The sequence below is a fragment of the Burkholderia sp. PAMC 26561 genome (genome assembly GCF_001557535.2).
Lineage (GTDB): Bacteria > Pseudomonadota > Gammaproteobacteria > Burkholderiales > Burkholderiaceae > Caballeronia.
Map to the genome: position 1 here is coordinate 3,061,202 of NZ_CP014306.1, position 15,499 is coordinate 3,076,700.

The 15,499-nt window shown below is 62.5% G+C and carries 12 protein-coding genes; 2 read left to right on the plus strand and 10 right to left on the minus strand.

Annotated elements, in window-relative coordinates:
- Position 1: 1 nt before the first annotated feature.
- The 8 genes from AXG89_RS14095 to AXG89_RS14130 form a co-directional block, all read right to left on the minus strand.
- Positions 2–2,338, minus strand: coding sequence for a hybrid sensor histidine kinase/response regulator (locus AXG89_RS14095; RefSeq protein ID WP_062170005.1), 2,337 nt, complete (start codon positions 2,336–2,338; stop codon positions 2–4).
- The gene (locus tag AXG89_RS14100; RefSeq protein ID WP_062170006.1) at positions 2,335–3,075 is read right to left on the minus strand and encodes a chemotaxis protein CheW; all 741 of its coding nucleotides are present in this window, start codon (positions 3,073–3,075) and stop codon (positions 2,335–2,337) included. Before AXG89_RS14100 ends, AXG89_RS14095 begins: the two co-directional genes overlap by 4 nt.
- On the minus strand, positions 3,068–4,579 hold the full coding sequence (locus AXG89_RS14105) for a CheR family methyltransferase (protein ID WP_069638353.1): 1,512 nt from the start codon (positions 4,577–4,579) through the stop codon (positions 3,068–3,070). The genes AXG89_RS14100 and AXG89_RS14105 overlap by 8 nt, the downstream gene beginning before the upstream one ends.
- Complete coding sequence (locus tag AXG89_RS14110) at positions 4,576–5,043, minus strand: chemotaxis protein CheW (protein ID WP_061999497.1); 468 nt, start codon at positions 5,041–5,043, stop codon at positions 4,576–4,578. Before AXG89_RS14110 ends, AXG89_RS14105 begins: the two co-directional genes overlap by 4 nt.
- Before the next feature lie 14 nt (positions 5,044–5,057).
- Positions 5,058–6,686 (minus strand): methyl-accepting chemotaxis protein, encoded by a 1,629-nt coding sequence (locus AXG89_RS14115; RefSeq protein WP_061999498.1) that lies wholly within the window; start codon positions 6,684–6,686, stop codon positions 5,058–5,060.
- 581 nt (positions 6,687–7,267) lie between these two features.
- The gene (locus tag AXG89_RS14120; protein ID WP_062170007.1) at positions 7,268–8,527 is read right to left on the minus strand and encodes a type II toxin-antitoxin system HipA family toxin; all 1,260 of its coding nucleotides are present in this window, start codon (positions 8,525–8,527) and stop codon (positions 7,268–7,270) included.
- Positions 8,524–8,715 carry a helix-turn-helix domain-containing protein gene (locus tag AXG89_RS14125; protein ID WP_231941241.1) on the minus strand — a complete coding sequence of 64 codons (192 nt, stop codon included), beginning with the start codon at positions 8,713–8,715 and terminating at the stop codon, positions 8,524–8,526. The genes AXG89_RS14120 and AXG89_RS14125 overlap by 4 nt, the downstream gene beginning before the upstream one ends.
- Before the next feature lie 264 nt (positions 8,716–8,979).
- Entirely contained in the window at positions 8,980–11,370 is a 2,391-nt protein-coding gene (locus tag AXG89_RS14130) for an AsmA family protein (RefSeq protein ID WP_062170008.1), read from the minus strand.
- Between the two features lie 142 nt (positions 11,371–11,512).
- On the opposite strand from AXG89_RS14130, the gene AXG89_RS14135 reads away from it, so the two are divergent.
- Both AXG89_RS14135 and AXG89_RS14140 read left to right on the plus strand, forming a co-directional pair.
- The gene (locus AXG89_RS14135; protein WP_231941242.1) at positions 11,513–12,169 is read left to right on the plus strand and encodes an ABC transporter ATP-binding protein; all 657 of its coding nucleotides are present in this window, start codon (positions 11,513–11,515) and stop codon (positions 12,167–12,169) included.
- Complete coding sequence (locus tag AXG89_RS14140) at positions 12,166–12,975, plus strand: ABC transporter permease (protein WP_062170009.1); 810 nt, start codon at positions 12,166–12,168, stop codon at positions 12,973–12,975. The genes AXG89_RS14135 and AXG89_RS14140 overlap by 4 nt, the downstream gene beginning before the upstream one ends.
- A 31-nt stretch (positions 12,976–13,006) precedes the next feature.
- Here the strand turns inward: AXG89_RS14140 and AXG89_RS14145 are convergent, their stop codons facing one another.
- Complete coding sequence (locus AXG89_RS14145; RefSeq protein ID WP_061999504.1) at positions 13,007–14,944, minus strand: hybrid sensor histidine kinase/response regulator; 1,938 nt, start codon at positions 14,942–14,944, stop codon at positions 13,007–13,009.
- A gap of 67 nt (positions 14,945–15,011) precedes the next feature.
- Positions 15,012–15,476, minus strand: a complete 465-nt coding sequence (locus AXG89_RS14150) for a response regulator (protein ID WP_062000860.1) — start codon at positions 15,474–15,476, stop codon at positions 15,012–15,014.
- Between the last annotated feature and the right edge of the window lie 23 nt (positions 15,477–15,499).

Consider the following 15,499-nt stretch of genomic DNA (forward strand, 5'->3'; position numbering starts at 1 on the left):
ATCATGGCTGCGCCTCGCCAATCAGATCGCGCACAGCATCGAGCAGCGTCTGATCGTGGAAACTGCCCTTTGCCAGATAGTAGTCCGCGCCCGCGTCCAGCCCCCGCTGGCGGTCTTCCGCACGGTCCTTGTACGACACGATCATGACCGGCGTGTCGCGCAAATGCGGATCGCGCCGGATCAGCGTCACGAGCTCGATGCCGTCGAGCCGCGGCATGTCGATATCCGTGATCACCAGGTCGAAGCGCTCTCCGCGCACTGCGTTCCAGCCGTCCATGCCATCGACGGCAATGGTCACGTCGTAGCCGCGGCCGGCCAGCAGCTTGCGTTCGAGTTCGCGCACGGTCAGCGAGTCGTCGACCACCAGCACGCGTTTTTTCGGCGCGGCGACGGCGCGGGCAGTACCTTGTGAAACGCGGCCGAGTTCGCCATCGACGACGAGTTTTTCGACCGCGCGCAGCCAGTCGTCGAGATCGGCGATCAGGAGCGGATCGCCGTTTTCCATCAACGCGCCCGCCGCGATGCTCGGCACCTTGCCGAGACGTTTGTCGAGCGGCTGCACGACCAGCATGCGCTCGCCGAGGAACCGGTCGACCACCACGCCATAAGTCGCCGCACCCTGGCCGATCACGACCACGTTGAGCGTGTCGCTGACCGTGTTGAAGGTGCCGGCGCGCAGGATCTGGTGCGCCGTCACGATGCCAAGACGCCTGCCCTCGAACTCGAAATGCTGATGGCCCTCGAGCAGATCGATCGATGCACGCGGCAACACGAGCGTGCGCGCCACATGCGCGAGCGGCAGGCCGTAGGGTTCGCCATCGACCTCCACGATCAGGCTGCGGATCACAGACAGCGTGAGCGGCAATTGCATCACGAAGCGCGTGCCGACGAGTTCTTCCTGCGTGACACGCAGGCTGCCACGAACCTGGCGCACGACGTCGTGGACCGCGTCGAGACCGACGCCGCGGCCGGAGACATCGGTGACGGTATCGCGCATCGAAAAGCCGGGGAGGAACAGAAATTCGAGCAATTCCGCTTCCGACAGACGCGCGGCCGTCGCTTCGTTGGACAGGCGTTTTTGCACGATCGCCCGGCGCAGCGCGGGAAGGTCGACGCCGCCGCCGTCATCGCTCACGCTGATGAAAAGCGATCCCGCGCTGTGGCGTGCTTCGAGCGTGATCGTGCCTTCGGGCGGCTTGCCGAGCGCGCGGCGCAGCGACGGCGCCTCGATGCCGTGGTCAACGGCGTTGCGCAGCAGGTGACCGAGCGGCGCTTCGAGCATGTCCAGAATGTCGCGGTCCACCTCCGTTGCTTCGCCCGCGATCACGAAGCGCACTTGTTTCTCGAGCGCACGCGCGACGTCGCGCACCATGCGCGCAAAACCACCGGTGGCATCGACGAAAGGACGCATCCTGCATTCGAGCGCTTCGTCGTAGAGCTGTTGCGAAAGGTGCGTCGTACGGCGGTCGTAGTTCTCGAGCTCGGCCAGGCGTTCGCCAAGCTGGCGCTGCGCCTCGGCGTTGAGGCGGCGGATTTCATCGAGGGCGGCGAGCGTGCGCACGTCGAGCGCGGCGGTCGACGTAACGTTCGAAGCGGCGCCCGAAGCGGTGCCCGAACTACGCGAAGATTCGGTCAGCGATTCATGCAGGAAGTCGAGCGCGCGGCTCGCGTCGCGCTGAATGCGCTTCACGCGCAGCATGGATTGCGCGAATGGCTTCAGCCAGCGCGATTCCACCAGCGACTCGCCGGAATGGCTGAGCAGGCGATCGAGGGTTTCCGTGCGAACGCGCAGCATGCGAGTCGTTTCACGTTGTTCGGCCGGCGACCAGACGGGCAACGGGCGCGCGGGTTCGGGTTCCGATTGGGGAACCGGCGCGGCGAGCGTCAATTCCTTCGATAAATCCAGAAAGTCGTCCGGTGCCGGCGGCTTGAACGAAGCCTCCCCGGAGTCCCCGGCTTCGCCACTCATCCGCGCATTCAACTCATCGACGAACGCGTCGACGTCGGCCTGCGGGATGGTTTCGTCGCCGGAAGCCTGGCCGATGCGCACGATCAGGTCGACGCCTGCCAGCAACACATCGATCATGGCGGCATCCACGTTCACGCGGCCCTGCTGCGCGCCGACGAAGCAGTCCTCCATCACGTGCGCGAGGCTCACGCCGACCGGCACGCCGACAATCCGCGCCGCGCCCTTCAACGAATGCGCGGCACGCATGCACGCTTCAAGCGTGACAGGATCGCGCGGCGCGCGTTCGAGCGCGAGCAGGCCGTCGCTCAGGATCTGCGCCTGTGCCCGCGCTTCCTCGCGGAACAGATCGACGAGCGAGGCGCCGCTCATGTCAGGCTCCGGTTGAGGGTTTCGAAGAGCTTCGCGGCGTCGAGCAAACCGACCGTCACGCCCTTCCACGCCGTGACGGCGATCGCGTGCGAAGCCGACATGCTCGCGACCGTGGCCGGGACTTCCTGGAAGTCGGCACGGGCAAATCGATGCACGCCATCGACGGCATCGACGGGAAACACGATCGGGTTCGCGAAGTCGCTGCGCGGCGCGCTATCGGCGGCGGGCTCGACGACCAGCAGGCGGCCGAGATCGCGGGCATCGACGACCTGCTGCGCGGCGTCGCGCCGGCCATCCTGCGCAAACTCCGATGCAATCCCGAAAAGCCGTGCAAGCGATGCGCAAACCAGCAGCGCGCCGCGGATGTTCACCACGCCGAGCACCGCCCGGTGACGCCGGTGCGGCAGCGAGTGGATCGGCCTTAACTGCGCGACCTGCTGGAAGATGGCCGTGGGCAAACCCAGCCATTCTTCGCCGATGCGGAACACGAGCCATGACGTGGTATCGGCTTCACGCGCGGTACGGTCGGCCAGCGAATTCAGCGGCTGGCGTTCGCCGATCGAATCGACGGCGTGCTCACGGTCGAGCACGAGCGCAGCCGCGGCATCGTGCACGGGGCAATTGCGGCAATGGATGTAGCCGGCAAGACGTGGACACGAACCGTCGCCACGCACGCCGATCCGGTTCCAGCAATCATCGATGAGCACTGTCTGGGACGCGTCGTGGACTTCACTCATCGCGTCCTCCCGAAGCACGACCCGGATGACTCGCCCGCGCCGCACGAGCCAGCAGCAATTGCGCGCCCGCACGATCACCCTCCAGTCCCAACACCGCTGCGAGATGCGTCAACGCTTCGCCATGCTCGGGATCCAGATACAGCGCACGTTTGTAATGACCGCGCGCCTCGGTTTGCGCGCCCTGAGCATCGGCAATGACGCCCAGCAGGTAATACGCGTCTGCGCTCGACGGATGGGTCTCGAGGAACCCACGGGCAAGAGCGGCGGCTTCGGACAAGGACCCGCTGTTAGCGAGCGCGTGTGCCTGGTCGAGCGTGCCCTGCCCGTCCGGCGCCGGTCTCGCGGCCGCGTGGACAGATGCCGCCGGCGCTGCGGTCTTCGCTGCGGGCACCGATGCAAAAGGACGTGCGTTCGGCTGCAGGCCGCTCAACAATGACCCGGCTTGCGATGCAAACACATTCGCTGCAGCCAGATTCGCGCTTGCCGAGACAGCCCGTGGCGCGGCTTGGCGCGCCGAAAAGCCCATCTCCTCTTCCGCTTTCGCGATTGCCGAATACAGCGCCCGCGTCTTCGCGTCTTTCAGGCGGGTATCGTCAAACGATGGCCGGCCGTTCTCAGGCCGCCGGAACGCAAACGCAAGCGCGAGTTTCGCCGATGTCATTCCCTCACGCATCATCAGCCCGGTTTCCGCCGGCCCGACGAACAGGGTCGCGCCAGGCGCAAGCAGATCGTCCAGCACGCGCACGGCGGTGCGTTGCATTTCCCGATCGAAATAGATCAGGACGTTGCGGCAGAACACGAAATCGAACGGCTCGAATGCCTGGGTTTCGAGCGTCAGCAAGTTTGCCTGCCGAAAACGCACGCGTTCGGTGACGTCGGCGGAAAGACGCCAATGGTCGCCCGACGGCTTGAAATGGCGGTCGCGAAAGCCGAGCGCCCGACTGCGGAATGCATTGCTGCCGTATCGCGCCTCGCGAGCGATGGTGAGGGCGTGATTGCTGATATCGATGGCATCGATGGTGAAACGCTCGGGCGCAATCCCCGCGTCGAGCAAGGCCATGGCGATGGTGTACGCCTCCTCGCCCGTCGAGCACGGCATGCAGAGGATGCGCACCGGCTTGAACGGCTGTTCGGCGAGCCGTGCGCGTGCGAGGGTCACGAGCGCGTTGAATGCCTCGCTATCGCGGAAAAACCACGTCTCGGGCACGACCACCGCCTCGATCAGCGCCTGCAACTGCTCCGGCGCACCGCTCACCGCAATCCAGAAATCTTCGATGCCGGCCGCCGGGAATTTCACGGCGTTCGCCGCACGCCACGCGGCATAACGATCGGCTACGGCCCGCTCGATTGCTTTGTCGCCGATAGACGCCGCATCCAGCCCGATCGTTTTATGCAGCAACGCCGCAAAGCGCAGGATCTGCGCACGGGGGAGCGGTTCGCGCACGCTTTCATGCAGCGCATCGAGCGCGCGGCGCGTCTGAACGGAGATGAAGTCGTGCTTCATGCCGCGCTCTCGGTGAAAAGTTGCGCCTGCACGTGCTCGGGCAACAGATGTTCGATCCGGACCCACTGCACGAGTCCTTCCGCGTCGCGTGCAAGCGGCCCCAAATAGCGCGCATCCGCCGCTTCGATACCAGCGGGGCTGAACGCGCTTGCATCGAAGGAGATCGTGCGGGTCGCGCGTTCCAACAGGATGCCCAGCCGGCGCATTTCGACGTCCGCGCCGCTTTTGTGCGGGTAATACACCAGCGCAAGCCGCGTCGAAAGCCGGTCATGTGAATGCCGCCCGAGCGCGAGCGCCGCCAGATCGATGACCGGCACCGGTGCGCCCTCGTACTCGAAAATGCCGGCCACCCACGCGGGCACGCCCGGCATGGTCTTCAGCGGCGCGAGCGGCAACATCCGCTCGATCTGCGAGCTGTCGAGAACGTAGCGGTCTTGATCGAGCGTGAACTGAACGAAGAGCATGATTATTCGGTCCGTCAGACCGTCGCGACCTTGAAGCGCGACACACCCGTGCGCAGGCCGTTGGCGGTGTGCGTGAGGTCGTCGATGGCTTGCGTCGACTGCCGCAGCGACTCAGCCGTCTGCTGCGCGGCCTCGGACAGTTGCGCGAGCGCCTGCGTGATCTGGTCGGCGCCCGTCGCCTGCGTCTGCATGCCTTCGTTGACCATCACGAAACGTGGCGCGAGCGTCTGCACCTGCATGATGATCTGAGACAACTGGCCGCCGACCTGTTGTACGTCGGTCATGCCGCGCCGCACTTCTTCGGAGAACTTGTCCATGCCCATCACGCCGGCGGCGACCGCCGACTGGATCTCCTTCACCATCTGTTCGATATCGAAGGTTGCAACCGCCGTCTGATCCGCAAGCCGGCGGATCTCGGTCGCAACGACCGCGAAACCGCGCCCGTATTCGCCCGCCTTCTCCGCTTCGATCGCCGCATTCAGCGACAGCAAATTGGTCTGGTCGGCGACCTTCGTGATGGTGGCAACCACCTGGTTGATGTTGCTCGCACGCTCGTTCAGGATCGCCAGCTTGCCGTTCACCGAGCCGGCCGCCTCCATTACCAGGCGCATGGTGTCTTCCATCCGCGTCAAGCCGATCTGACCCGTGCCGGCGAGTTGCGCCGACTGTTCGGCGACGCCGGAGACCTCGTTCATCGTGCGCACGAGATCGCGGGACGTCGCAAAGATTTCCCGCGATGTCGCGCCGATCTCCGTGGTCGTGGCCGCCGTTTCGCTCGCCGTGGCTTGCTGTTCGCGCGCAGTCGCGGCAATTTCCGCCACGGACGTGGTCACCTGCACCGCCGACTTCTGCGCCTGTCCGACGAGACCCGTGAGTTCATCGGTCATGCGGTTGAAACCCGTGCCGAGCGTGCCGAATTCATCCCCGCGCTCAAGGTGCAGGCGCTGCGAAAGATCGCCGGTACGCATGGCATCGACCACTTCGACCAGGCGCTGCATGGGGATCGTGATGGCCTTGAGCAACAGGAAGCCCGCCCAAGCCGCCACCACGAACGTCACGAGAAGCACGACCAGCAGCGTTATTTCAGCTTTCGTGACCGACTGGCGAATGCTCTGCGCCGACCTGATCTGCTGTGAATTGTTCAGCTCGACCAACTCGCGGATCGCGGTCCTGCCCGCTTCCCAGATCGGCGTGAGCCGGGTGTTGAACGCCGTTGCGGCCGTAGCCTTCGATACCGCCAGGTCATCGAGGATCTGCCCCTGGACCGGCGCGTAGAGCGTGCGTTGCTGCTTGAAATTGTTGAAGAGGCGACGGTCCTCGTCGTCGAAGATCGTGGCTGCGTATTTGTCCATCAGCTTGTCCAGCGAGTCCTTCGTCTCCGCTGCACGCTGCGTGTCGCGCTTGATCTGATCGGGCTCGGTATCGATGTAGATCAACCGCTGCGTCACCGTGTAGTTCTCGAACCACGACGCGCGGATCGTCGTCGCGAGATAAACGCCCGGTGAGGAATCGACTTCCTGGCTATGCGCGTCACGATCGATGTCGCTGAACAACGCGTACGACACCACGGCCATCACCAGCATCAACGCCAGGATCACGCCGAAGCTCGCAAGAATCCGGTTTCGAATGGTCAACTGCTTCACGCATGAACCTTTTCAGTAATGGTTGGGACGGGCGCGCGGAGGCGACGGACACGGAACGTCGGCGCAATTTTAAGACGGAAAACAAAACGGCTAGCGGATTAATGCGTAGATCTGTCTGTTATCTGCTAATGGCGCCCGGCTGCGGCTGTTTTCCGGCAAATATTGCGTGCACGAGCTCGACAAAACTTATGCACAGAAACTGGGGAGCACCCTGTTGAAAACGTTCTGACAAACGCCGGATGACATTGATAGCAAACGGTTTTCAGCCGTCGCTTCATAGCGATCAAAGCGTGTGGTTGGCGTGTCGACGGTTCATCGACTTGTGCACACAAACTGTTGATGGCCCTGTGGACAAGCATGAGCTAATGTCTGTAAGCCTCTGATTCGAATTGGGAATTGAGCTGCGACTGGTTTTGATACACGTTTGCCTGCTTCAGGCGATCCATGTCACCGCAGGCAAGTTATCCCCAAAAATTGTGGGCAGGCTTGTTGATAAGTGCGGGACCTGAAACCTAAGCTGCTGATGCAGCACGAATTAACACGTCTGACTCAATGCGCGCTTTCGGCATGGCGGCCAGCGCTCAGCGAAAACCACCGGCGGGTCTTCTTGGATTGGTAAACGGCAACGGGCCCGTTCGACGAACCTCGCCACGGATGCGGGAAAGGAGGTCATCGGCTCGATATCGTTCGTCGGCGGCGAGATGGTCGGCGACGGCGTCGAAAGCGGTATCGATGCGCAACAGCACCGCTTCCGCCTCGCCGCGTTTCAGGCCCAGGCGTTCACCGTAAGCCACGAGCTGTTCGGGCACCGGGAACACCTTGGACTTGTTCAGGTTCAGCGCCATGCGGCCATCGAGCGACGGATAGATGCCCGTACAGACGACATCGTAAATAGGCGAAAGGCGGCGCGGTCCGGTTGGATCCGAATACAGCAGGCCGATGTTCTTCATGTGGGCATCCCCGTCACGCAGAAAGCACGACAACGCCACACGCTCGAACAGCCGGATGGCCTGTGCGCGGAAATCCGCACCCGTGTACACCTCCACTGCACGCGCGATCATCTCGTAACTGCCGCGATACTTCTCGTTGCCCGTCAGCACGCTCATGTCCTCGAAACCGAGCGCCGCGCCGTCCGGCGTGCGGTCGAACCGGGCCATGACAAATAGAAGACCGTCGTCGGACAGCCAGAAGTCCGGCACTTCGAAACCCGCTTCCCGCGCCACCGACATGCAAAGGAACTCGTTGCGCGCGATGCCTGGATAGTCGTCACCCTCCGCTTTCACGATCACCGTCTTGAGCGGCAATGCAGCGTGTGAATCGACGGTAGCAGGCTCGGCGGCCGCTGGAAGCAGCGGCACGACCGTCTTGGGTTGCACGCCCGAGATACCAGACCCGAGCGCATACTTGCTCACGAGCCGCTCGAACAGTTGCCCCGAAGGCGAAGACAGCAATTCGTCGAGCTGCTCGCCCTCGCCTTCGGGCACCGCCTCGCCGCGCAGCGCATACGTCAGCCGTCCGATCTGGTTCCGGCCGGCGAGAAACAACAGGAACATGTCGCTCGGCGTGCCAAAGCGCGCCAGTCTTTCTTCGATGATGTAACGCAGATAGCCTTCCGGCCGGTTCATGGCGAAGACGCTCATCAACGCGCCGCTGCTGTAACTCTTGCGGCGAACGGGCATGGTCAGCGAGACAGCCGCGCTTGGCTCGACGTCGCCGTAATTGAAGACAAACGTGCTTTCCTTCGCCAGCAATCCGGCGATGCCCTGGGGCGTGTGGACATCGAGTTGACGGATTTTGTCGAAAAGCTTTTCGATGTCGAAAGTGGAGGCAGGCGTGTTCATTCCTCCTCCCGGAAAAAGAAATCCAGGTCCTCGTAGACCACGGTATCTTTCGGACGCAAGGTCAGGTCGTAACCCAGCGCGTTCGCCATTCGGCAGAACTCATGAAGACCGACGTTCTGCGCGGTCTCCGCGTTCGTGATCGTTCGCCGCGACACGCCTGCGCGGTCGGCGAGCGTCTGCTGATTCATACGAAGCTCACGCCGGAGCTTTCTGAGCTCAGCGGCGACTCGCTCCGAATTACTGATAGGATCGGATTTTTTGCGCGTCATGATGCTCAATTATAGGCTTTATTAATTTTTTGAGCATTATTTTACGCATTGGCATGTTTTGATATGCCTGCGACGTCATAACTTGAAATTGCGCGTTATATTGCGCTTTTTAGATGCGAAAATGGCAAATGCGCATTTTAATGCGCATTTGCCATTTTACGTAAGCCAACCAAAACCAGCAAATCAACTACCCCGATAAGCCGCCGCACTTGCCGGTGAAGGCGCTACCGGCTGAGCCTTGGCTTTGCCTTTCGCAGCCGCCGCACCGGGAGCCGACGCCGCGGCCGGGTTCGACACCCCCGGCTCCATATATCCGGGCGCACCTTTCGCCACTTGCTTCTGCCCGGGCGGCGGGGCCGACGGCGCCTTGCGCATGTCAGCCAGCATTTGCGTGCACGGCAGCGGCTGGTTGTTGCTCGGCGCAATCAACGGAATCAGTGCGGCAAACGGATTGATCAATCCGAGCCCGACCGCCGCCGCGCCACGCGCGGCTAGTGCACCGGCATCCACGCCCACGTGCGGGTCCTTGAATGTCCCCTTCACGTAGAGCGGCGAGCGTAGCGAAAACACCCGGAAGCCCTTCGTGTGCGGATGAATGCCAAGATTCATCTCCTCGGTCTTGAGGTTGATCGTGCCGTCCATGTTGATGACGGCGTCGTCGGTATCGAGAGCGAACACGCGCGATTCAAGTACGCCGTTCGTCGCCACGAAATCGGCGGCAGCGCAGTTGATCTTCACGTCGCGTTTGCCAAAAAGCTTCTCGTACACCGCATTCGCCACGTTCAAGCCGGCCGCTTCCATGTACAGGCGGCTGACGGTGCCATCGGTGATGAGCGTCTTCACTTCGCCGTTCATCGTGCCGGCGAGCGCAGCCGGGGAATTGCCGGTCGCGGACAACGCGGCGTCGCCGTTCACTTCGCCCAAGGCGGACTGCATGGTCTTGACGGTCGGCAGAAGCTGCTTGAGCTTCAAATGCCGCGCCGAGGTCGAGAAGCGGCCCTTGAGCGGCGTCGTGCTGCCATCGAGGTGAATATCCGATGACAACGTCCCGCCCGCCACGCCGAACTTCAGCGGCTCGAACGACAGTACGCCATCCTTCATCACGACATGCGTGTAGAGGTCCGAAATTGGCAGCGCCGGATCCTTGACGATCTTGCGGCCGGTGAACTTCACGTCGGCGTCGACAGCCTTCCATCGGTCGGTCTTGAACTCTTCGGCAGGCAATGCCTTGGCCGACGGCTGTTTCTCCGTCTCTCCGCGCTTGGCTTTGCTGGCGTTGGAATCGGCGCCGATGATCGGTGCCAGATCCGAGAACTGCAGCAGGTTCGATACAAGCTCGCCCGAGAGCAACGGCCGAGGTTTGCGCCCGACGAACGTCAGCGAGCCGTTCAGGTCGCTGCCGCCGACGCGGCCGGTGAAGTTCTCGTACTTGAAGACGTTGCCGTCCTCGCGGAACTGGCCGACGAGCCGTCCTTCGGTCGCATACGGCGGCGTGGTCGGCAGCGTCACGCCAACAATCGGATAAAGGTGATCGAGACTCACACCCTGCAACCAGAGGCGCAGATCGAGCGCGCCCAGATGCGCCGGGTCGGTCACCGTCCCGACAAACGCAATATGCGTGTCGCCAATACGAACATCCGCCTGCACCGGGAACGGCCGCGTGGCGTCCTGCAACGCGAACACGCCGCCCACCTTGCCGTCGCCGGACACTGCCACATTGTTGTACTTGCCCTTGACCGACCAGCCAATGCCATAAGGCGGCACAGGCGGTTTCGGCGCGTTCTTGGTCGTGATGCTGTTGCTGGCGGAGACGCTCGCCGGATTCGGCGCGCTCGCGTTGGCCGCGGCCGCGGCAGAAGCCGCCGATGCCGCCGCCGCTTCCGATGCCGCGGCTTTATCGACTTGCTGGTTGAGCTTGTTCGCGCCGCTCTTGCCGACCTGCTCGGCCGATGACTTCTGCGATGCCGCTTCCTGCTGCTTCATCACATCGCCGATAGGAATCATCTGGCCGAGCGTATTGACGACTGCCTGCATATCGGCTTTCGTGATTTCGTCGGCGTAGGCGATATTGCCTTTATTCAGCGCAATGTCATGAAGCTGCAAGTTCCACGTGGACGGCTCCGTGGATTGCTTGAACTTGAACGTCCAGTTATTGCGGTTATCTTTCAGGCGTTCGAGATCGACCGAGGGGTTCACCAGGTTGATCGATGGAATCACGATATTGCGTGCGAGCAGCGGCAGGATCTCGACCTGAAAGTCGATCTCGTCGAGCGTCGCAAAGTACTTTTGTTTCGTCCAGTCCGGATTGGCGACCGTGATTTTTTCAGCGGAAAAACGGGGCCATGGAACCCATCGGCGCCATCCGGTTTCATTGGGCGGACGCTGCCAGCCGACCTTCAGGTCGCCGGTAATCTGGAACTCCCGGCCGATGGCTTGCGAGACCTTGTCGTCAACCCATGGCCGCGCGCGATTCCAGTCGAAGGTGAGGAACACGATCACCGCAACGACGATCAGCACGATCAGAACCGCAATGATCCAACCGACTATTTTTCCGATTTTCCGGCCAATTGCCATCGCGGCATCCTCGTTTTTTCTGTTGAATAACGGGGTCAGCACGTCGCGTGCCCGGCGTTTCCATGCCTTATCGGTGGCTTATGATTGCGCTCAAACAACAATCCCCGCCGTCAGCTCGATGCCCACACACGCAAATTCGCCAATGCTTCGCACCGTCGCGCTCACGCGCCAGGACCCAGCCCGCGGCGTCACCCTGCTTCATCCGACCAGCTTCACCCTTGCAGCCGGCGAGCGAGCGGTAATCACGGGGCCATCGGGATCGGGCAAAAGCGTGTTCTTGCGGGCGTTGGCGCTGCTCGATCCCATCGACGACGGCACGATCCAGTGGCGCGGCCAGCCGATCGCGCGCGGCGAAATTCCTTCGTACAGACGCCGGGTGGCCTACATCGCGCAACGCCCCGCCATGCTCGATGGCAGCGTCGAAGACAATCTGCGCTATCCGTTTTCGCTGAAGGTTTATCGCGATATCCGGTTCGATCGCGAGCGCGTTGTCGAGCTTGCGAACCACGCTGGCCGCAGCACTGGTTTCCTCGACAAACGCGCAAGCGACCTTTCGGGCGGCGAAGCGCAGATTGCCGCGCTGATCCGCGTGCTGCAGGTCGACCCGGACATCCTTCTCCTCGATGAACCCACGGCTTCGCTCGACCCTGCTTCGGCGCTGGAGATCGAAGCGCTGGTCGGCGCATGGTTCGCCGAAGGCCATGGCGCGCGCGCGAGCATCTGGATATCGCACGATCCGGCCCAGGCGCAACGCGTGGGCGAACGCCAGCTCGTGATGACTGCCGGAGTCCTGGCATGAGCGGCTACCAGACGCTAAGTCTTTTCGATATCGGCATTGCGGCCGCGCTGATCGTGGTGAACGGCGTGTTGTCGGTGATGTTGAAGCTCGATCTCGAACGCAAGCTGGCGTGGGCGGCGGTGCGAACCGTCGTGCAGTTGCTGGCGATCGGCTATGTGCTCGGCTGGGTGTTCCAGTTCGCGCGCTGGTATGTCGTCCTGCCTTTGATGGCGTTGATGACGCTGATCGCGGGACTGTCGGCATCCAATCGTGGACGGCGGACCTATGCAGGGCAGCGGGCAGACAGCATCGTGTCGATCTGGGTGAGTTCGTGGCTCGTGGCGGCTGTCGGATTGTTTGTCGTGATCCGCATTCATCCGTGGTACGAACCGCAATACGCGATTCCAATCCTCGGGATGATCCTCGGCAATACGCTCACGGGCGTGTCGCTCGGGATCGAGCGGATGACGGAGGAACTGACCTCGGGACGCGGCGTGGTGGAGATGTCGCTTGCACTGGGCGCCACGCGCTGGGAAGCGGCGCAGGGTCCGGCGCGGCAGGCGGTGCGCGCGGGCATGATCCCGACATTGAACCAGATGACCGTGGTCGGCCTGGTCAGTCTGCCCGGGATGATGACGGGACAGGTGCTGGCCGGACAATCGCCGTTGCAAGCGGTGCGGTATCAGATCGTGATCATGTTTTTCATCGCGGCTTCGTCGGCGCTGGGAACGGTCGGCGCTGTATTGATGACGTACCGGCGATTGTTTTCCGCCAAGCACCGGTTCATGGCATCGAAACTGGTCGAGAGGAAAACCAGAAGCAAATAAGGCAGCTAAATAAGGCAGCTAGATAAGGCAACTAAGCGCCCGGCCGCCGCGCGAACGTATGAATCAGCGACTCGAGCCGTGCAAAATTCACCGGCTTGGTCAGGTGATCGAGGAAACCGGCTTCGCGGCATCGGCGGATATCCTCGTCCATGCCATAACCCGTGATCGCAACCGACGGCTTGCCGGGCTGCAGCTCGGTCCAGGCGCGCGCGACGTCGAGCCCGCTGCCATCCGGCAAACCGATATCGCTGACGAGCAGATCGAACACATCCGATCGCGCGAACGACAGCGCTTCGGTTACGGTCGTCGCGACGGCGACCTGATGCCCGAGCACTTCCAGGACCTGCGCCATCGCCGACGACGTGTATTCGTTGTCCTCGACCAGCAACACCTTTAGCGACCGCACTATTTCATCGGGGTCCTGAGTGGCGCTCGGCGACGCCTCGTCTTCAGCGCCGGACTTGACGAGCGGCAAGGTCAGCGTGAAGCGCGCGCCCTTGTCGCGTCCGTCGCTCTGGGCGGTCAGCGTGCCGCCATGCTTCAACGCCAGCGTGCTTGCAATGGCAAGCCCCAGTCCAAGTCCGCCGAACGCGCGCGTGATGGAATCATCGGCTTGCTCGAAAGCCGAGAAAATGCGCGGCAACGCTTCGGCGCTGATGCCGATGCCGCTGTCGGTCACCGAAATCGCAATCGTCGATGTGTCCGGATTCCACGTCCGCACCGCGATATGTCCACCCGCGGGCGTAAATTTCACCGCGTTCTTCATCAGGTTCCAGACGATTTGCTGCAGCCTGGCGGCATCGCCGAAAACCAGCGTCGAGCTCGCGCCCAGCGTGGTTTCGAGCGTCAGGCCCTTGCCGCGCAGATCGGACTCGGACATATCGAGCGCGCTCGACATCAAAGTCTCGAGCACCACGTTCGCAAAATTCAGCGATAACTTGCCGCGCGCAATGCTGGTCAGATCGAGCAGATCGTCGATCAGGCGCGCTTCCAGTTCCACGTTGCGCCGGATCAATTCGAGCGTGGGCTGGGCTTCGGCCGGCAGCGTATGACGCATCTCGAGCAGCCGGACGGCAGCCACGATCGGCGTCAAAGGCGTGCGCAATTCATGCGACAACACGGCGAGGAAGTGGTCCTTCGCGCGGTTCGCGGTCTCGGCCTGCTCCTTCGCAACGCGCAGGGCGTCGGCGGCCATGTGTTCTTCGGTGACATCGCGGATGATCGTCGAATAGCCGATCAGGTCGCCGTTATCCGCGCGGATGGCCGTTGTCACGCCCGATGCAAAAAACGAGCGCCCGTCCTTGCGCCATAACCACCGGTCGGCGCTTCCACTACCTTCGGCACGCGCGATCGCCAGTTCCGCGGCAAAGACATCGGCGTCACGATCTTCCTGACCGTAGAACACTTCGGCCGAGCGGCCGATCACGTCATGTGCCGTAAATCCCAAAATGCGTTCCGATGCCGCATTCCACGTCCGTATCCGGCCCTCCTGATCGAGCGTGATGACGGCGTAGTCCTTGAGTGCATCGACGAGCAGCCGGAAATGCGTCTCCGTCTCCCGCAACGCGCGTTCAACCGCAATGCGTTGCTGGCGTTCGGTGCTTTCCGTCAGCGCACGACGCACGACCGCGGGCAAGCGCTGCAGGCGCTGCTTGAGCACGTAGTCGGTGGCGCCGCGCTTGAGCATGTCGACCGCATGTTCCTCGCCGAGCACGCCGGACACAAAAATGAATGGCGTCTGCGGCACGCGTTCACGCGCGATCGCGAGCGCTTCCACGCCGGAGAAAACCGGCATGACAAAGTCGGCAAGGATGACATCGAACTCGGTGGTGTCCAGCGCCGCGATGAAATCCTGTTCGGTATAGACAATCTGTACGTCGACCTCATAGTCGGCGCGCTCCAGCTGGCTCAAGGTCAGTTCCGCGTCGAGCGCGTTGTCTTCTACGAGAAGCAGGTGCAAAGGCTGCATGGTCTGGGAGCTCAGGCGAACCGGCGCGCGCAGCAAGGCGCCGGGCGGACAAGATTGTGCTTATGGTTCATTCCGAAGCCGGCTGACGGCGTACCCGCATGGACCCGGGCGGCGGCTCGTTCAGCACGGCCCAGAACACCCCGAGATCCGCAATGGCCTCGACGAACTCATTGAACTCGACCGGCTTGACCACGTAGGCGTTCACGCCAAGCGCGTAGCTGCGAACGAGGTCCTGTTCTTCACGCGACGAAGTCAGCATGACGACGGGAATCGCCTTGAGTACCTCGCTCGCGCGAATGGTCTCGAGCACTTCCAGGCCGTCGATTTTCGGCAGCTTCAGGTCAAGCAGTATGACCGCCGGATTACCCGGGTTACGCGTGTTCCATTCGCCCTCGCAGCGCAGGTAATCGATCGCTTCCTGGCCGTCGCGCGCCACGATCACCTCGTTGGCGAGCTGGCTTTTATCGAGCGCGACGAGCGTCAGTTCTAGATCGCTGGGATTGTCTTCGACAAGCAATATGGGTTTCAGCATGGTCTGGTAATTGACTGGTTTTG